Genomic DNA, 15,836 nt, shown 5'->3' on the forward strand with positions numbered 1-15,836 from the left:
CGGGGAGGTTCAGGCCTTTTCAACCGGCAGGTTAGCCTCTTTCCAGGCTTTCAGCCCGCCGGCTACCGCTTGGGCCTGCTCGTAACCGAGCTTCTTGGCGATGGCCACGCCGCGCTGGGCGCGGGCACCGGTGGCGCAGACCAGCAGCAGCGGCACGTTCTTGTTCTTGACCGCGCCGGTCAGCTTTTCCTCGAGCTGGTTCAGCGGCACGTTCCTGGCGCCGATCATGTGGCCGGCGGCAAACTCTTCGGGTTCGCGCACGTCGACCAGCACCGCACGCTCGCGGTTGATGAGTTGCACGGCGCCCTGCGCGGTGAGCGTTCCGCCGCCCGCCCCCCGCACCAGCGGCCAGGCCAGCATGGCACCCGAGCTGAGCGCGATCAGGATCAGCATCCAGTTCGCGGTGACGAATTCGATCAATTTCACGGGGGTTCCTTGAATGGCAAACCGGGGATTTTAGAATGCGGGGTTTCGCAAGCGCAGCCAAAGGCCTCCCACATGCACAAACTGGTATTGATCCGTCACGGTGAATCGACCTGGAATCTTGAAAACCGCTTCACCGGATGGACGGACGTCGACCTCACCGAGACCGGCGTGGAGCAGGCCAAGCAGGCCGGCCGGCTGCTCAAGGCAGAGGGCTACGACTTCGACGTCGCCTACACGAGCGTGCTCAAGCGCGCCACCCGCACCCTGTGGCACACGCTCGACGAGCTCGACCGGACCTGGCTGCCGGTGGTGCATTCCTGGCGCCTCAACGAGCGCCACTACGGCGGCCTGCAGGGCCTGAACAAGGCCGAAACCGCCAAGAAATACGGCGACGAGCAGGTGCTGGTCTGGCGCCGCAGCTACGGCACCCCGCCGCCGCCGCTGGAAGCCAACGACCCGCGCAGCGAGCGCTCCGACGTGCGCTACGCCAAGCTGTCGCCCGAGCAGATTCCCCTGACCGAATGCCTGAAGGACACGGTCGCCCGCGTGCTGCCGTTCTGGAACGAATCGATGGCGCCGGCCATCCGCGCCGGGCGCCGCCTGGTGGTGGCGGCCCACGGCAACTCGATCCGCGCTCTCGTGAAGTACCTGGACGGCATTTCCGACGACGCGATCGTCGGGCTGAACATTCCGAACGGCATTCCGCTCGTCTACGAGCTGGACGACGATCTCAAGCCCCTGCGCAACTACTACCTCGGCGATGCCGCCGCAGCCGAAAAGGCCGCCGCCGCGGTGGCCTCGCAGGGTAAAGGCTGAAGAAACCCTCTCCCGCCGGCCCATTCGTGGAACCCCGGCAGGCAATTTGCTTCCAAGCTGTGTATATTGGTTCGACAGCCGCCGACAAGGACAACCACTCATGATGGGCCAGAAACTGAAGATCACCGGCTGGGTCGCCGCCGGCGCCGTTGCAGGCGTCCTGACCACCGTCTCGTTGCAGACAGTCGCACGCGGTTCGCTTGCGCCACTGCCGCTCGAGGAATTGCAGCAGCTCGCTGCCGTCTTCGGCATGGTCAAGAGTGACTACGTCGAACCGGTCGACGAGAAAAAGCTCATCTCCGACGCCATTTCCGGCATGGTCGCCGGGCTCGACCCGCATTCCCAGTACTTCGACAAGAAGTCCTTCAAGGAATTCAGGGAAGGCACGACCGGCCGGTTCGTCGGCGTGGGCATCGAGATTTCGCAGGAAGACGGCCTGATCAAGGTCGTCTCGCCCATCGAGGGCTCCCCGGCCTTCCGCGCCGGCCTCAAGCCCAATGACCTGATCACCAAGATCGACGACACCGCCGTGCGCGGCCTGTCGCTGAACGAGGCGGTCAAGCGCATGCGCGGCGAAGCCAACACCAAGGTGCTGCTGACCATCTTCCGCAAGGACGAGAGCCGCACCTTCCCGGTGACGATCACGCGCGAGGAAATCCGCACGCAGTCGGTGCGCGGCAAGATCATCGAACCCGGCTATGGCTGGATCCGCCTGTCGCAGTTCCAGGAGCGCACCGTCGACGACTTCGTCAAGAAGATCGACGAGATGTACAAGGAAGACCCGAACCTCAAGGGCCTGGTGCTCGACCTGCGCAACGACCCGGGCGGCCTGCTCGACGCGGCGGTGGCGGTGTCCTCGGCCTTCCTGCCCGAGAACGTCACGGTCGTCACCACCGACGGCCAGTTGGCCGAGAGCAAGTCGATCTACAAGGCGGCGCCGGAGTTCTACCAGCGCCGTTCGGGCAGCGATCCGCTGCGCAGCCTGCCCGCGGCGCTGAAGACCGTGCCGCTGGTGGTGCTGGTGAACGAAGGCTCGGCCTCGGCGAGCGAAATCGTTGCCGGCGCGCTGCAGGACCACAAGCGCGCCACCATCATGGGCAGCCAGACCTTCGGCAAGGGCTCGGTGCAGACGGTTCGCCCGCTCGGCCCGGACACCGGCCTGAAGATCACCACGGCGCGCTACTACACGCCGAGCGGCACCTCGATCCAGGCCAAGGGCATCGTGCCCAACGTGCTGGTCGACGAAAGCGCCGAGGGCAGCCCCTTCGCGGCCCTGCGCATGCGCGAGGCCGACCTCGAGAAGCATCTGGCCAGCGGCCAGGGCCCCGAAGTCAAGGACCCGGAACGCGAAAAGGCCCGCGACGAAGCGCGCAAGCGCCTCGAGGAAGAAGCCAAGAAGCCGCCGCAGGACCGCAAGGTGCCCGAGTTCGGCACCGACAAGGACTTCCCGCTGGTGCAGGCGCTCAACCGCCTGAAGGGCCAGCCGGTGCTCGTGAGCAAGACGCAGGTCATCGTCGACAACAAGGAAGAAAAGAAGGAAAACTGAGCCTGGTGGCGCATGGAAGATAGCCAGCTGCTGCGCTATTCGCGCCACATCCTTCTCGAGGAATTCGGCATCGACGGCCAGGAGCGCGTCAGTGCCGGGCGGGTTCTCATGATCGGCGCCGGCGGGCTGGGCTCGCCGGTGGCGCTCTACCTTGCCGCCGCAGGGGTCGGCCGCATCGTGCTGGTCGACGACGACGAAGTCGATCTCACCAATCTCCAGCGCCAGGTGGCTCACACGCATGCGCGCGTCGGGTTGTCCAAGGTCGAATCCGCCGCGCAGGCCATGCGCGACATCAACCCGGGTATTTCCATCGAGATGCACGCCGTGCGCGCCGACGAGGCATTGCTGTCCCGCCTGGTCAGCCAGGCCGACGTGGTGGTCGACTGCTGCGACAACTTCGCCACCCGGCAGGCCGTCAACCGTGCCTGCGTGGCCCATGCCAGGCCGCTGGTGGCAGGCGCGGCGATCCGCTTCGACGGGCAATTGAGCGTCTACGACACGCGCGACGCCGCCTCCCCCTGCTACGCCTGCCTGTTCCCGCCCGATGCGACTTTCGAAGAAACGCGCTGCGCGGTGCTTGGCGTATTCGGCCCGGTGGTCGGCACGATCGGCACGCTGCAGGCCAGCGAGGCGCTCAAGCTGCTCGCCGGCATCGGTCCGTCATTGGCGGGCAAGCTGCTGATGTTCGACGGGCGCAGCACCAGCTTCGACACCTTGCGGGTTGCGCGCGACCCGCAGTGCAGCGTCTGCGGGCAACGCCCCGCTCACGCACCCGCCTAGGATTCGATCAGGGCTGTTTCGCAGGCTGTTTCACAGGCTCCTTGGCAGCCTTGGCCCTCGCGGCGCCGTTGGCCGCCGCACCCGCCGTCGGGCGGTTCGCATCGCCCAGCACACCCTGGCAGTCGGCGTTCTCGCCCGGACCGGTCTCGATGGTCGCGGCCAGCGCCAGCAGCGGGTTGATGGCCCCCAGCGCCAGCGCCGCCAGCCCGCGCTCGGCCAGCGGCGCCACCTGCAGGCCGCCCTTGGGCGACCCGAAAGTACCGTTAACCACCAGCGGCGTGCGGATCGACAGGATGTTCTTGCTCTTCGGCTCCGGACGGATCACGAAGTCCAGCCCTTCGGTCGCGAGATTGGCCTGCCCGGTGGCCGTGAACACCGCGTTGGTGGTGTCCACCACCAGCGTGCGTCCGGTCATCACCCCCTTGTTGACGTCGAATGCCAGGGCCGCGCAGCGCAGTTCAACGTTGCGGTCGCCGCGCAGCAGGAACTTGATGATGTCGCCGCCCACCAGCGTCGCGAACACCGGCAGCAGGTTGCCGAACTGGCCACGTCCTGAAATCACCGCCACGTCGCCCGAGACGCCGCCCAGCCAGTTGGCCACGGTACTGCCCGAGCCCGACAGGTTCACGCGCCCGTCCAGCCGCCCCACGCTGTTGCCGGTGGTTTCCAGCTTGGGGAACAGGCGGGCCAGCTGCATGGCGCGCACGTCCAGCGACGCGCGGATGTCGGCGGGATTCTTCGATGCGTCGATGCGGATCGCCCCGCCCAGCTTGCCGCCGGCCACGCCCAGGTCGAGCGGATCGAGCGTGAGCACGCCGCTGTCCAGCTTGACCTGCACGCTGCCGCGGTCGAGCGGGATTTCGCGCACGTTCTGGATGCGGTCGGCGGTGTATTTCACGTCGGCATTCATGGCGCGCAGGCGCTCGAAATCCAGGGGCGCCGTCGGCAGCACCTTGCCGCCGGCCCGCTTGACCTGCGTCACGGTCGGCGGCGGAGCCACGCCTTCCACCGTGTTGGCGGTGCGCGCCGTGGGCGGCAGGCCGATCAGCGGGCCGAGGTCGTCCATGTCCATCACGCGCGAGCGCAATTCACCCGACAGGTACGGCAGCTTGCCGGACTGCTCGAAACGCATGTCGCCGGCGATGTCGGACAGGCCCAGCTTGCCCTTGAGGCCGGCCACGCCCCAGAGCGTGCCGCGCTTGCTCAGGTCGCCGCTCAGCGCGTAGGGCGAGGTCTGCGGCAGCGCGATGCCCAGGAGCGGGAACAGCGCGCCCAGGGTCTGGCCCTTGAGCTCGAACTTGGCGTCGATGCCGTCGAGCCCCGACAGCTCGGCCACGGTACCGGCGGCCTTCAGCTGGGTCTGGCCGGCCGCCGCGTTGATTTCCATCGGGAACGGCGGCGCGCCCGCGGCGTTGATCTGCAGCACATTGCCGGTGCGGCCGTTGGCCGTCAGCGGCTGGCCCTTGTAGCGGCCCTTGATGCGGTAGCTGAGCGGCATCTCGCCGCGGCTGGTGTCATAGCTCAGGTCGGCGTGCAGGTCGACGCCCAGGTGCTTGGCGAGGAAATCAACCGCCCCGCTGTCGATCTGCACGAGGCCGATGCTGGGCACCGTGCCGGAGTCGGAGGTGTCCTTGCCCAGCGCCCAGGTGCGGCGGCCGTCCTGCTCCATCTGCAGGCCGACCGTGGGCGAGAACAGCGCAAGGCGCGGAATGTTCACCTTGCTGGCCAGCAGCGGCCAGATGCGGATGTCGAACTCGGCCCTGTCCGCCTTCACCAGATAGGGGTCGCGGGCCCATGGCGGATTGGCGAATTCGATGCCGTCGAACTTGACGGTCGCCTGCCGCAGCCCGAGGTTCACGTCGAGCCGGCGAGTGATCTCGAACTTGCGGCCGGTCTTCTCGCTCACGTAGCGGTTGACCGGCCCGCGCAGCACGTCCCAGGGGAAGAACGCCAGCACGATCACCAGCACGGCAAGCAGCAGCACGAGGAAAGCCAGTGACTTCTGCCAAAGGGGCCGGGAGCGGAAGATGTTCGTTGCCATGTTCAGTGGGATACCTTGGGCGCGGCCCGTCCAGGGTCGGCAGGAGACCGCAGAAACCGTGCGGCATGGCCTACGGCGATGCTTTGCGGATGCATAGTCGGAACCCGCCTACAACACCCGGCCCCCGAAGCTTGCATGATGCGCCACGAGAAAGCCTCAGTGTCCCGTTGCAGGCATTCCCGCAGGCGGGGGCGCTTCGAATGCTCCTGCCAACGTAAGAGGAAGCGCGGTTCGGCATGGATCCCAGATTGCAGACTTACGTCGTTGAAGACAACCTAACGATCCGTGAAAACCTTATTGGCACTCTGGAAGAGCTCACCTGCGCCACCGTCGTCGGCTTCGCCGAGACGGAGAGCGGCGCGCGCGAATGGCTGCGGGACCACGCCGGCGAGTGGGACCTCGCCATCGTCGACCTGTTCCTCAAGCAAGGCAGCGGCCTGGGCGTGCTTCAGGCCTGCCAGGCACGCAGCCCGGCCCAGAAGGTGGTGGTGCTCAGCAACTACGCCACGCCGGACATCCGCCGGCGCTGCGCCGAGTTCGGGGTCGACGCGGTATTCGACAAGTCGAACGAGATCGACGCGCTGGTCGACTTCTGCCTCGTGCAGGCGAACGCATTGCGTGCCGCGGGCTGACAGCGCCGCGCCGGGCGCCATCCCCGCACCCCTGCCGGTTTCAATCGATCAGCTTGTTCTTCAGCGCGTAGTAGGTCAGGTCGCTGTTGGAGGAGAGGTTCATCTTCTCCATCAGGCGGGTGCGGTAGGTGCTGACCGTCTTCACGGACAGGGACAGCGTCTTGGCGATGTCGCCGGCGGTCTCGCCCTTGGCCAGCTTCAGGAACACCTGGAATTCGCGCTCCGAGAGCTGCTCGTGCGGCGCGGCGTCGTCCTTGCGGTCGAGCTGGCGGGCCAGCAGTTCGGCCACGGCGGGCGTGATGTAGCGCCGGCCCAGGGAAATGGTGCGGATGGCGTTGACGATCTCGATGGGATCGCACTCCTTGTTGAGGTAGCCGCTCGCGCCCTGACGGATCAGGTTCATCGCGTAGTGCTCCTCGGGGTAGCCGCTCAGGATCAGGATGCCCACGTCCGGCGCCTTGGCGCGGATCATGGCGAGCGCGTCTATCCCGCTTTGCCCCGGCATCGAAAGGTCCATGACCAGCACGTCCAGTTCCGTGGTGCGTACCAGTTCGATGGCTTCACGCCCGCTGGCCGCCTCGCCCGCCACGCGCAGGTCCACGTGTTCGGAGAAGAACTGCCGGAGGCCGGATCGCACGATGGCGTGGTCGTCCACAATTCCGATTTTGATCATCTGTTACTTTCGTCGTTGTGTTGCGCGCATGCGGGCCGCAACATTCCGCGTCCCTGATTGTTAGTCAATTATTCACGAACTTGCGTAGTAAGCAGCCTTGAAAGTTTCATGCACTGGTTAGCCCCTCCAAAAATGGCCGTGAGCCTGCTGCTCGCGGCGCTCGCCGCGCTGGCCCTCGTCGGTATCAACGAGGCCGGCTACCGGCAGTCCAGCCGCGCCCTTGCCGACATCGAGGAGGCGCAGCAGGTGCGCGGCACGCTCAACCAGATCCTGCAGAACATGCTGGACGCCGAGACCGGCCAGCGAGGTTACCTGCTGACCGGCGAGACGAACTACAGGCAACCCTACGACACCGCGGTCAAGGAAGTCGACGGCAACCTCGCGACGCTGCGCCGGCTCTATGCCGGGCGGCCGGCCGAACTCAACCAGCTGACGGAGCTTTCCAAGCACGTGCTGCGCAAGGTGGCGGAAATGGACATGAGCGTGCGCCTGCGCCAGGACGGCAAGGAAGACGCCTGGAAGTTCGTCATCACCACCGACGTGGGCCGCGAGGAGATGGATTCGATCCGTGCCACGGCGGGCGAACTGGTCAGGATCAGCAACGACACGCTGCACCAGAGCCAGGCGCAGGTGCTCAAGTCGCTGCAGCTGGCCCGCATCGGCACCGCCATCGTGGCGCTGGCCGCGCTGATCGCCTTCTTCCTGTACCTGCGGCAGACGCACGCGCTGCGCTCCATCGGCGAGCGGCAGCAGGAAACCCTGCAGCGCGAGCGCAACGCGCTGGAAGACGAGGTGCGGGAGCGCACCGCCTCCCTGGCCGAACTGGCCACCCACCTGCAGGACGTGCGCGAAACCGAGCGCGGCTACCTTGCGCGCGAACTGCACGACGAGCTGGGCTCGCTGCTCACGGCCGCGAAGCTGGACGTGGCGCGCCTGAAGTCGCGGCTGGCGGATGCGCCCGACGCCATCCAGCGGCTGCAGCATCTGACCGAGCTGCTCAACAGCGGCATCGCGCTCAAGCGCCGCATCATCGAGGACCTGCGGCCCTCGTCGCTGTCGAACCTCGGGCTGGTCGCGTCGCTGGAGATCCTCGGGCGCGAATTCGCCGAGCGCTCGGGCCTGCAGATCGAGATGGCGCTGGAGCCCGTGGTCATGGACGAATCGCGCCAGCTCACCATCTACCGCATGGTGCAGGAAAGCCTCACCAACATCGGCAAGTATGCGGAGGCCAGCGAGGCCACCATCGTGCTGAAGAACTACGAGAACCACGTGATCGTGGAAGTGGCGGACAACGGCAAGGGCTTCGACACCCTGCGCCTGCGCCCGTCGACGCACGGCCTCGCGGGCATGCGGCATCGCGTGGAGGCCGCCCGCGGCAAGCTGACGGTATCCTCGACACCCGGCAGGGGCACGCGCCTGAGCGCCATGCTGCCGGTGGTGCGCCCCGCCTGAGACTGGCGCCGCCATCGGCCCCACCGCCTACTCGGCCATCTCCTACGCACCCCGCCCCCGACCGCTGACAGGTCCGGGCCGGGGGGGCACTTAAGGTTGCTCCTGTGCCATTCGAAGCCTCCTGACTCCCCTGTCTGGAAGCCCCGGATGAGCCGTTTTTCAAAACAACGAGGGAAGCCTCGAAGGAGTTCCACATGCTGCATTACGCCGTGGTGTTTCTGGTCATCGCGCTCATCGCCGCCCTCTTCGGGTTCGGCGGCATTGCCGCCAGCGCGGTCGGCATCGCCAAGATCCTGTTCGTGATCTTTGCCATCCTGGCCATTGCCAGCTTCCTGGGCGGCTTGCTCCGTCGCAAGTAGCGTAGTTACGATCAACAGGCTCCCGCATTTCATCTTCCCGGAAAGGACTTTCACATGAACACGACCAAGACTCCCTCGCAGCTCGCCGACGACGCCCGCCAGACCGCCAATGAAGCAGTCGAAACGACCCGCGCGTATGCACAGAATGCGGTGAATGCGGCGGGCGAAAAGGTCCGCGAACTGCGCCGCGACGCCGAACCGGCCGTCGAGCAGCTCGCAGCCCGCGTGCAGCAGGCGGTCCAGCGCGGCCTCGATGCCGCATCGACCACCAGCGCACGCGCCCAGCGCCGCATCGAGCAGGCTGCCGACGTCACCGGCCGCTACATCTCCGACCAGCCCGTGCGCTCGGTGCTGATCGCCGCAGCCGCCGGCGCCGCCATCACCGCGCTCATCGTGCTGGCCAGCCGCCGCAGCCGGGACGACTACTGATCCGCTGACCGCTCGTTCCACCGATTCCCGGCACCATGCTTCATCCGATTTTTTCCACGGTGCTCGGGCATCCGGAACTCGTCGCTGAACACCTCGCCAACTACGCCGCCCTCGTCCGCCAGGAAACTGCGCAGGCGGGGCGCGGCCTCGTCGCCCGCATCGTCGCGGGGGTGCTGGCCGCGGCCAGCGCCATGCTGGCCCTCGGGCTGATCGGCGTGGCCGTGCTGCTGGGCGTGCTGCACGGCAGCTTTCACTGGGTGCTGGTCGCCGTGCCGGCCGTGGCAGTCGTGATTGCCGCGTTCTGCGCGTGGTACGCCACGCGCCCCAACCAGAGCCACGGTTTCGACGACCTGCGCTCGCAACTCGAGGCCGACCTCCAGGCCTTGCATGACGCCGGAGCCCATCATGGCCAGCGCTGAACGCACACCCCTGACGCCGCAGCAACGCCTGGCACTCTCGCGCCGAGCGCTGGTGCGCCAGCTCAACGGCGGCGGCGATGACACGCACGACGCGTTTCTGAACCACGCGCCTTCCAGCGCGCCCGACGACGATCTGGAATACGAACACCACGACGCCGCGCAGGCAGGCCGCGCAGATCGCCCCCCCAGCTTTGGCGGCGTCTGGCTGCCGCTGGGCCGCAGCATCCTGCAGCGCTGGTGGCGCCGCCACCCGGCCCATGCGGCAGGCCAGCTGGCCCGCCCGGTGCTCGAGCACTACGCCCGCAAGCAGCCCGCCAAGCTGATGGCCATCGCCGCGGCCACCGGTGCGGCGCTGGTGCTGGTGAGGCCGTGGCGCCTGCTCTCCGTCACGGCCGTGCTGGCTGCGGTACTGAAGACATCCGACGTGGCTGACGTCGTCAACACGTTGATGCAGAAGAACACAAGCCCCCCACGAAAGGACCCTCCATGAAAGCCGATGTTTCCTCATCCGACAAGGCCTCGGAACACAAGCACCTGGTGCTCGACCAAAGCGGCCTCGACGCCGCGCGCAAGAGCCTGGACGACGGCGCCGTCACGCCCAGCTACGGGCCCTGGCGCGATGACGTGGTCAAGCTGCTGAACGACGCGCTGGCCACCGAACTGGTGTGCGTGCTGCGCTACAAGCGCCACTACTTCACCGCCAACGGCGTCGAGTCGCCGGCCATCGCCGACGAATTCCTCGTGCATGCGAACGAAGAATCCGGCCATGCCGACCGTATTGCCGAGCGCATCGTGCAACTGGGCGGCGAGCCCGACTTCGCACCCAATCATCTGCTGGAGCGCAGCCACGCGGCCTACGACGAATCCACCGACCTGCAGTCCATGGTGCGCGCCAACCTGATTGCAGAGCGCATTGCGGTCGAGTCGTATCGCCAGATGATCGTGCTGATCGGCGACAAGGACCCGACCACCCGCCGCATGCTCGAGGACATCCTCGCCGACGAAGAAGAGCATGCAGACGAACTGAAGGACTGGCTCGGGCACTGAGCCCACCTGATCCCCGGGCCTCTGAAAAGGGGCCCGCAAAAGAAAGAGCCCGGAACATCCGGGCTCTTTTTCGTTTGCGGCTCGCTTTCAGCCAGAAGCGAATCAGCTCTTCACTTCGAGCTGGTTGTCCACGGACGTCACGCCCTGCACGCCCTTGGCGATTTCCTCGGCGCGTGCCTTCGCGGCGGCGGTGGGCGCCGGGCCCTTCAGGCTCACGGCACCGGCCTTGGTGTCGACATTGATCTTGATGGCGCTGAGGTCCGGGTCCTTCGCCAGCCCGGCGGATACCGAGGCGGTGATGGCGGCATCGTCGACCTTCGCGCTCACGGCGGCACCCGCTTCCTTGGCGGCTTCGGTCACATTGGACATGCCTTGCTTGACCTCCGCAGTGGTACCGGATGCGTCGACCTTGGCCTTGGCTTCGCGCACGGCCTCGCCGGTCTTGGCCGCGGCGGTATCGGCGGCCTGCTCGGTCTTGGCGACGGCGCTGTCGAGCTTCTCGCCAGCGGTGCGGTTGTCAGACTTGTCGCAGGCGGCCAGCGTCAGCGCGGCGCCCGCCAGCAACACGGCAAGCCACGCGCGCGAATGCGGCATGGCGGTGGATTTGGGATGCTTGTTCATTCGATTTCCTCCGTTCGCTCTCTGCAAAGAAAAAGGGCCGCGCGCACCAGACGCGCAGCCCCGTGCGGCAAGTCAGAGCTTGTCTGCGCCCGACTTGATCGCGTCCTTGGTCTTTTCCTTTGCGTCGCCGTAGGTCTTCTGCACCTTGCCGGCGGCTTGGTCGGCAAGGCCTTCGCCCTGCAGCTTTTCATTGCCGACGACCTTGCCGGTCACTTCCTTGATCTTGCCCTTGGCTTCTTCGACGCGTCCTGCCACTTGGTCCTTGTTCATGTCGCTTCCTTCCTTCGAGGGTGGGTGAAATACCGTGGGCCGATATGACCCACTGGCTTCAATCTAGGCGCTGGCCCGCGACCCCGAACGTGGCGGGAAGCCCGAAGCCATGTAGGACAACAAGGCTCAGGCGGAGACGATCCATCCTTCAAGCGCATCGAAGCCCTGCGGCAGGCCGTAGCCCGGCCCCTCGCTGCCGGCGCGCTGCCGGCCCCATGCGGCCTGCAGGAGGCACAGCACGGCGTCGATGTCGTCGCCGCGCGCATCGGCCAGCAGTTCGGCGCGCTGCGAGGCCGTGACCCCGAGCCGCAGGCCGAGCCGAGGACTGCCGGCTTCGAGCGCGGCCAGCAGGTCGGTGCGCGCGGCAAGGCGCTCCGGGGTCTGCTTGCGCTGGTCGTCGCTCTTGTAGCTGCGCCGGCCGATCAATTCGCGTGCGAGCAGCCCCGGATAGGCCTCGAGCGCGATGCGGTTTTCATTGGTGCCCGGATGGAGCCCGGGAATCCGCGCGCCCGATGCCAGGAGCCGCGGAACGCCCGCATGCAGCATGTACGCGACCGGCGGGTTGACCCATTTCATGGACGGGCTCGATCCCGCGGGCAGGTCGGCCGCGCGGTGCGCGAACTTGCCGCCGACGGGGCGGGACGCGCAGAAAGCCGCGAAGGTGTCGCGGATCTGCGCGCGGCTCAGGCCGGCGTAGTGCAGCATCAGCGGCTCCCATTGCAGCGGCCAGCCCAGGTGCTCGACCAGTTCGCGCGGCAGGCTGAACGGAAAGTCGAAACCGCCCACCCATGCGGGCGTGCCGCGCAGCCAATCGCCCCACGCGTCGAGCGAGGCGAAGCGCCGCAGGCCGTCGAGCAGCACGACGCCGTCCTTTTGCAGTTCGCCGATGGCAACGACGATGGGCTTGCGCGAGGACGGCGCGCTGGAGAAATCGCAGCCGAACAGCATCGCTGCCTCAGCCCAGTGCGAGGGCCACCACGCCGGCGGCGATGAACATCGCGCCCAGCAGCCGCAGCAGCCGGTCGCCTTCGCGCAGCAGGTGCCCGCCGATCAGCGCCGCGAACAGCATCGACACCTCGCGCGCCGGCGCGACGTGCGAGATCGGCGCCTGCTGCACGGCGTAGAGCACCAGCACATACGACACCGGGCTGAACGCCGCCACCAGCAACGCATATTTCCATTGCGAGCGCCACATGCTCGCGGTCGTGGCCGGGTCCTTCAGCGCCACCGGCAGCAGGAGCACGATGCGCACGAGGTTGCCGAAGTAGTCCAGCAGGATCGGCGACATGGCGAGGAACTTGACTGCGTAGCTGTCGGCCACCGTGTAGGCCGCGATGAAGCCGCCCGTCAGCACGCCGTAGCGAATGCCCTTGTGGACACGCTCGCGCTGCACCGGGTCATGCGCCTTGCGCCACAGTTTCGGGCCGCCCGCCACCAGGAAGACCCCGAGCACCACGCCCGCGATGCCAGCCACGCCCAGGAAACTGATCTTCTCGCCAAGAAAGAGCACCGCCACCAGCGACGACAGCAGCGGCCCGGAGCCGCGCGCCAGCGGATACACCACCGTCAGGTCCGACTTGCGGTAGCCGCGCAGCAGCACGACGAAATAGAAGATGTGCAGCACGCCGCTGAGCACGACGAAGCCCCACTCGGCCATGCCCCAGCCGGGCACCACGTTCCAGCCCAGCGTGACGCCCACGGGCGCCCAGATGAGCATGTTGAACACGCTGGTCTGGAAGCTGAAGCGCGAATCGCCGTTCGCCTTCTTGGCGACGATGTTCCAGCCGGCATGGATGATCCCGGCCAGCAGGATCAGCGCGAATGCGGAGAGCGGCACCCCTGGATCAGTGGCGACCGACGATGGCGGCGGTGGCCATCAGTTCTTCGAGCAGCGCCAGCGAGACCTTGCCCGAAACCGCGTAGGGGTTGAGTTCGGGTTTCTCGGAGTACTTCAGCAGCGTCGAGGCATTGAGCTTCGACAGGTTGACCTGCCCCATCGTCCAGCCACCGAAGCGGCGCTCGGAGATTTCCTCGTAGTGCAGCAGCACCACGTCTTTATGGCGCGCATCGCGCTGGATGTGGCCGTACAGCTCGCTGATGGCCATGCGCCCGCCCTCGATGGCCTGCAGGAAGGTGCCCGCGCCATAGCAGAGGATGCCGGTGATGCCGCAGGTGGTGTTGTGCGTGCGCGATTGCGCAAGGATCGACTCGATGGCCTGGGGGCTGGTGTCGACGGCGCGGCTGGCGTAGAGAAGTCGGACCAGCATGGCTCAGCTCTTTCGGGGAAGGAGAGAAAGGAATTCGCGGCGCAGGCTCGGGTCCTTGAGGAACACGCCGCGCATCACGGAGTTGATCATCTTGCTGTCCATTTCCTTGACGCCGCGCCAGGCCATGCAGAAATGCTCCGCTTCCATGACGAGGGCCAGGCCGTCCGGCTGGGTCTTTTCCTGGATCAGGTCGGCCAGCTGCACCACGGCTTCTTCCTGGATCTGGGGACGGCCCATGACCCATTCGGCCAGGCGCGCGTACTTCGACAGGCCGATCACGTTGGTGTGCTCGTTGGGCATGACGCCGATCCAGAGCTTGCCGATGATCGGGCAGAAGTGATGCGAGCAGGCGCTGCGCACAGTGATCGGGCCGACGATCATCAGCTCGTTCAGGTGCTCGGCATTGGGGAATTCGGTGAGCGAGGGCGGCGCCACGTAGCGGCCGCGGAACACCTCGTTGACATACATCTTGGCGACGCGGCGCGCGGTGTTGTCGGTGTTGTGGTCGTTCTCGACGTCGATGACCAGGCTCTGGAGCACGCCCTTCATCTTGACCTCGACCTCGTCGAGCAACGCTTCGAGTTCGCCGGGCTGGATGAACTCGGCAATGTTGTCGTTGGCATTGAAGCGCTTGCGCGCGGCGGTGATGCGCTCGCGGATCTTGACGGAGACGGGCGTACCCTCGTCGTCGTCTTTTCGATCGGGAAGGGGTTCGACGTCGGTTTTCCTCAGCATGGCGGGGATCGTACCAGTGAATGGCTCCAGAGATTCAGGGCCGCAACGCCCGTCCCTTCTTGGAGCAATGCTATCAATTAAGGAGCGTGAAATCGGCCACCAGCGGCAGGTGGTCGGACATGCGTGCCCAGATGGGACCGCGCGGCACCGTGCACGCCAGCGGCTCCAGCCTGCGTCCGTAGACGAAGTCGAGTTGGGCCACCGGCAGGCGCGAGGGATAGGTGAGCGTGCGCGGACCGCGCAGGTCGCTGGTGTCGCGCAGGCCCATGGCGTTCATGGCGTAGCGCATGCGCGCGCCCCAGTCGTTGAAGTCGCCCGCCACCACCACGGCCTCGTCGGGCGGTACCTCGCGGTCGATGAATTCGCGCAAACGGGCGACCTGCCGCACCCGGCTGCCCTTGATGAGCCCCAGGTGCACCACGATGGCGTGCACCCGCCGGCCCTCCACGTCGATCACCACGTGCAGCAGGCCGCGCTGCTCGAAGCGATGGTCGGAAATGTCCTGGTGGCTGGTGCGCAGCACCGGCCAGCGCGTGAGCAGCGCATTGCCGTGCTCGCCGTGGCGGGTGACGGCGTTGGTCTCGTAGACGGCGGTGTAGCCCTCGGGCGCGAGGAAATCGGCCTGCGGCAGTTCCGGCCAGTGCGCGAAGCGGGCGGCGGCCTGCCGGTTCATCTTGCGCACTTCCTGCAGGCAGATGATGTCGGCGTCGAGCTGCTCGATGGCATGGCCCAGGTTGTGGATCTCGAGCCTGCGCGCCGGTCCGATGCCCTGCACACCCTTGTGGATGTTGTAGGTCGCGACCCGGAGGCTTTGCGCTGGTGCTGCTGGTGCTGCCGGCTGGTTCATCGCGCAAATTCTGGCAGCAACAGAATGGCTTCGGCGTTCGACGGGGAAAAACAGGCGTCCGCGGCTTGCTGGTAGGGCAGCCATTGCCACGCGGTGTGCTCGCGGGGTTCCAGCACCGGCACCACGCGCTCGGGCACACACAGCCCGAACAGATGCTCGGTGTTGTGCGTCACGCCGGGCGCGTAGCGGGCGCGCCAGCGCGGATAGATCTCATAGACGTTGCGCAGCTGCCAGTCGACCAGCTGCGAGGCCAGCGCCGTGCCTTCGCCGCACTTGATGCCGGTTTCCTCGGCCACCTCGCGCGCCGCGGTGAGCGCCAGCGGCTCGTCGGCCAAGTCCTTGCTGCCCGTGACCGACTGCCAGAAGTCGGTTTCGGCGTCTGCGCGCCGGATCAGCAGCACATCGAGCGCCGGCGTGTGGATCACGACCAGCACCGACTCCGGGATCTTCCAGGGCCGGGGGCTGGTCGTCATGGC

At 66.9% G+C, this 15,836-nt stretch carries 21 protein-coding genes; 10 read left to right on the forward strand and 11 right to left on the reverse strand.

The features are described 5' to 3' along the window. Positions 1-9: 9 nt before the first annotated feature. A complete protein-coding gene (locus tag QRN67_RS17395; protein ID WP_409196369.1) occupies positions 10-393 on the reverse strand; it encodes a rhodanese-like domain-containing protein in 384 nt (127 codons plus the stop codon). A gap of 105 nt (positions 394-498) precedes the next feature. On the opposite strand from QRN67_RS17395, the gene gpmA reads away from it, so the two are divergent. The 3 genes from gpmA (at position 499) to QRN67_RS17410 (ending at position 3,568) form a co-directional block, all read left to right on the forward strand. Beyond that, positions 499-1,242, forward strand: a complete 744-nt coding sequence (gpmA, locus tag QRN67_RS17400; protein WP_081265992.1) for a 2,3-diphosphoglycerate-dependent phosphoglycerate mutase — start codon at positions 499-501, stop codon at positions 1,240-1,242. 103 nt (positions 1,243-1,345) lie between these two features. Next, complete coding sequence (locus QRN67_RS17405) at positions 1,346-2,788, forward strand: S41 family peptidase (protein WP_081266027.1); 1,443 nt, start codon at positions 1,346-1,348, stop codon at positions 2,786-2,788. A gap of 12 nt (positions 2,789-2,800) precedes the next feature. Then, the gene (locus tag QRN67_RS17410; RefSeq protein ID WP_285412839.1) at positions 2,801-3,568 is read left to right on the forward strand and encodes a HesA/MoeB/ThiF family protein; all 768 of its coding nucleotides are present in this window, start codon (positions 2,801-2,803) and stop codon (positions 3,566-3,568) included. Positions 3,569-3,575: 7 nt separating this feature from the next. On the opposite strand, the gene QRN67_RS17415 is transcribed toward QRN67_RS17410, so the two are convergent. Continuing rightward, positions 3,576-5,609: an AsmA family protein gene (locus QRN67_RS17415; protein ID WP_285412840.1), complete on the reverse strand. Its 2,034-nt coding sequence runs from the start codon at positions 5,607-5,609 to the stop codon at positions 3,576-3,578. 236 nt (positions 5,610-5,845) lie between these two features. On the opposite strand from QRN67_RS17415, the gene QRN67_RS17420 reads away from it, so the two are divergent. Next, positions 5,846-6,241, forward strand: coding sequence for a response regulator (locus tag QRN67_RS17420; protein ID WP_106937047.1), 396 nt, complete (start codon positions 5,846-5,848; stop codon positions 6,239-6,241). A 40-nt stretch (positions 6,242-6,281) separates the two neighbouring features. Here the strand turns inward: QRN67_RS17420 and QRN67_RS17425 are convergent, their stop codons facing one another. Continuing rightward, entirely contained in the window at positions 6,282-6,914 is a 633-nt protein-coding gene (locus QRN67_RS17425) for a response regulator (protein WP_007837167.1), read from the reverse strand. A 132-nt stretch (positions 6,915-7,046) separates the two neighbouring features. On the opposite strand from QRN67_RS17425, the gene QRN67_RS17430 reads away from it, so the two are divergent. The 6 genes from QRN67_RS17430 (at position 7,047) to QRN67_RS17455 (ending at position 10,620) form a co-directional block, all read left to right on the forward strand. Next, a complete protein-coding gene (locus QRN67_RS17430; RefSeq protein ID WP_081265996.1) occupies positions 7,047-8,366 on the forward strand; it encodes a CHASE3 domain-containing protein in 1,320 nt (439 codons plus the stop codon). A gap of 194 nt (positions 8,367-8,560) precedes the next feature. Continuing rightward, on the forward strand, positions 8,561-8,725 hold the full coding sequence (locus QRN67_RS17435; protein WP_081265997.1) for a DUF1328 domain-containing protein: 165 nt from the start codon (positions 8,561-8,563) through the stop codon (positions 8,723-8,725). 54 nt (positions 8,726-8,779) lie between these two features. Continuing rightward, positions 8,780-9,154 carry a hypothetical protein gene (locus QRN67_RS17440; protein WP_081265998.1) on the forward strand — a complete coding sequence of 125 codons (375 nt, stop codon included), beginning with the start codon at positions 8,780-8,782 and terminating at the stop codon, positions 9,152-9,154. 35 nt (positions 9,155-9,189) lie between these two features. Then, positions 9,190-9,573, forward strand: a complete 384-nt coding sequence (locus tag QRN67_RS17445) for a phage holin family protein (RefSeq protein WP_081265999.1) — start codon at positions 9,190-9,192, stop codon at positions 9,571-9,573. Continuing rightward, positions 9,560-10,063 (forward strand): hypothetical protein, encoded by a 504-nt coding sequence (locus tag QRN67_RS17450; RefSeq protein WP_081266000.1) that lies wholly within the window; start codon positions 9,560-9,562, stop codon positions 10,061-10,063. Before QRN67_RS17445 ends, QRN67_RS17450 begins: the two co-directional genes overlap by 14 nt. Then, positions 10,060-10,620 (forward strand): ferritin-like domain-containing protein, encoded by a 561-nt coding sequence (locus tag QRN67_RS17455; RefSeq protein ID WP_081266001.1) that lies wholly within the window; start codon positions 10,060-10,062, stop codon positions 10,618-10,620. The genes QRN67_RS17450 and QRN67_RS17455 overlap by 4 nt, the downstream gene beginning before the upstream one ends. 102 nt (positions 10,621-10,722) lie before the next feature. Here QRN67_RS17455 and QRN67_RS17460 read toward each other — a convergent pair whose 3' ends face one another. From QRN67_RS17460 to nudB, 8 genes are all read right to left on the reverse strand, one after another. After that, positions 10,723-11,241 carry a BON domain-containing protein gene (locus QRN67_RS17460; RefSeq protein ID WP_106937046.1) on the reverse strand — a complete coding sequence of 173 codons (519 nt, stop codon included), beginning with the start codon at positions 11,239-11,241 and terminating at the stop codon, positions 10,723-10,725. Between the two features lie 72 nt (positions 11,242-11,313). Further along, positions 11,314-11,511 (reverse strand): CsbD family protein, encoded by a 198-nt coding sequence (locus QRN67_RS17465; RefSeq protein WP_285412847.1) that lies wholly within the window; start codon positions 11,509-11,511, stop codon positions 11,314-11,316. A gap of 126 nt (positions 11,512-11,637) precedes the next feature. Then, the gene (locus tag QRN67_RS17470) at positions 11,638-12,459 is read right to left on the reverse strand and encodes a DUF429 domain-containing protein (RefSeq protein WP_285412848.1); all 822 of its coding nucleotides are present in this window, start codon (positions 12,457-12,459) and stop codon (positions 11,638-11,640) included. 7 nt (positions 12,460-12,466) lie between these two features. After that, on the reverse strand, positions 12,467-13,348 hold the full coding sequence (locus QRN67_RS17475) for an EamA family transporter (protein ID WP_285412849.1): 882 nt from the start codon (positions 13,346-13,348) through the stop codon (positions 12,467-12,469). 7 nt (positions 13,349-13,355) lie between these two features. After that, positions 13,356-13,778 carry a BLUF domain-containing protein gene (locus QRN67_RS17480; protein WP_081266006.1) on the reverse strand — a complete coding sequence of 141 codons (423 nt, stop codon included), beginning with the start codon at positions 13,776-13,778 and terminating at the stop codon, positions 13,356-13,358. A 3-nt stretch (positions 13,779-13,781) separates the two neighbouring features. After that, complete coding sequence (gene folE, locus QRN67_RS17485; protein ID WP_106937044.1) at positions 13,782-14,513, reverse strand: GTP cyclohydrolase I; 732 nt, start codon at positions 14,511-14,513, stop codon at positions 13,782-13,784. Between the two features lie 73 nt (positions 14,514-14,586). Beyond that, entirely contained in the window at positions 14,587-15,360 is a 774-nt protein-coding gene (locus QRN67_RS17490) for an endonuclease/exonuclease/phosphatase family protein (RefSeq protein WP_081266008.1), read from the reverse strand. Next, a complete protein-coding gene (gene nudB, locus QRN67_RS17495) occupies positions 15,357-15,833 on the reverse strand; it encodes a dihydroneopterin triphosphate diphosphatase (RefSeq protein ID WP_285412850.1) in 477 nt (158 codons plus the stop codon). Before nudB ends, QRN67_RS17490 begins: the two co-directional genes overlap by 4 nt. Positions 15,834-15,836 lie beyond the last annotated feature (3 nt).

Origin of the sequence: Variovorax sp. efr-133-TYG-130 (assembly GCF_030208835.1) — a bacterium.
Lineage (GTDB): Bacteria > Pseudomonadota > Gammaproteobacteria > Burkholderiales > Burkholderiaceae_C > Variovorax.

What these genes read in the sequence shown, in the direction of transcription:
- QRN67_RS17395 (WP_409196369.1), bottom strand. Translation starts at nt 393, where the DNA reads ATGCTGATCCTGATCGCGCTCAGCTCGGGTGCCATGCTGGCCTGGCCG.
- QRN67_RS17430 (WP_081265996.1), top strand. Translation starts at nt 7,047, where the DNA reads ATGGCCGTGAGCCTGCTGCTCGCGGCGCTCGCCGCGCTGGCCCTCGTC.
- QRN67_RS17445 (WP_081265999.1), top strand. Translation starts at nt 9,190, where the DNA reads ATGCTTCATCCGATTTTTTCCACGGTGCTCGGGCATCCGGAACTCGTC.
- QRN67_RS17405 (WP_081266027.1), top strand. Translation starts at nt 1,346, where the DNA reads ATGGGCCAGAAACTGAAGATCACCGGCTGGGTCGCCGCCGGCGCCGTT.
- gpmA (WP_081265992.1), top strand. Translation starts at nt 499, where the DNA reads ATGCACAAACTGGTATTGATCCGTCACGGTGAATCGACCTGGAATCTT.
- QRN67_RS17435 (WP_081265997.1), top strand. Translation starts at nt 8,561, where the DNA reads ATGCTGCATTACGCCGTGGTGTTTCTGGTCATCGCGCTCATCGCCGCC.
- QRN67_RS17480 (WP_081266006.1), bottom strand. Translation starts at nt 13,778, where the DNA reads ATGCTGGTCCGACTTCTCTACGCCAGCCGCGCCGTCGACACCAGCCCC.
- QRN67_RS17455 (WP_081266001.1), top strand. Translation starts at nt 10,060, where the DNA reads ATGAAAGCCGATGTTTCCTCATCCGACAAGGCCTCGGAACACAAGCAC.
- QRN67_RS17450 (WP_081266000.1), top strand. Translation starts at nt 9,560, where the DNA reads ATGGCCAGCGCTGAACGCACACCCCTGACGCCGCAGCAACGCCTGGCA.
- QRN67_RS17420 (WP_106937047.1), top strand. Translation starts at nt 5,846, where the DNA reads ATGGATCCCAGATTGCAGACTTACGTCGTTGAAGACAACCTAACGATC.
- QRN67_RS17460 (WP_106937046.1), bottom strand. Translation starts at nt 11,241, where the DNA reads ATGAACAAGCATCCCAAATCCACCGCCATGCCGCATTCGCGCGCGTGG.
- folE (WP_106937044.1), bottom strand. Translation starts at nt 14,513, where the DNA reads ATGCTGAGGAAAACCGACGTCGAACCCCTTCCCGATCGAAAAGACGAC.
- QRN67_RS17425 (WP_007837167.1), bottom strand. Translation starts at nt 6,914, where the DNA reads ATGATCAAAATCGGAATTGTGGACGACCACGCCATCGTGCGATCCGGC.
- QRN67_RS17415 (WP_285412840.1), bottom strand. Translation starts at nt 5,609, where the DNA reads ATGGCAACGAACATCTTCCGCTCCCGGCCCCTTTGGCAGAAGTCACTG.
- QRN67_RS17470 (WP_285412848.1), bottom strand. Translation starts at nt 12,459, where the DNA reads ATGCTGTTCGGCTGCGATTTCTCCAGCGCGCCGTCCTCGCGCAAGCCC.
- QRN67_RS17490 (WP_081266008.1), bottom strand. Translation starts at nt 15,360, where the DNA reads ATGAACCAGCCGGCAGCACCAGCAGCACCAGCGCAAAGCCTCCGGGTC.
- nudB (WP_285412850.1), bottom strand. Translation starts at nt 15,833, where the DNA reads ATGACGACCAGCCCCCGGCCCTGGAAGATCCCGGAGTCGGTGCTGGTC.
- QRN67_RS17440 (WP_081265998.1), top strand. Translation starts at nt 8,780, where the DNA reads ATGAACACGACCAAGACTCCCTCGCAGCTCGCCGACGACGCCCGCCAG.
- QRN67_RS17465 (WP_285412847.1), bottom strand. Translation starts at nt 11,511, where the DNA reads ATGAACAAGGACCAAGTGGCAGGACGCGTCGAAGAAGCCAAGGGCAAG.
- QRN67_RS17410 (WP_285412839.1), top strand. Translation starts at nt 2,801, where the DNA reads ATGGAAGATAGCCAGCTGCTGCGCTATTCGCGCCACATCCTTCTCGAG.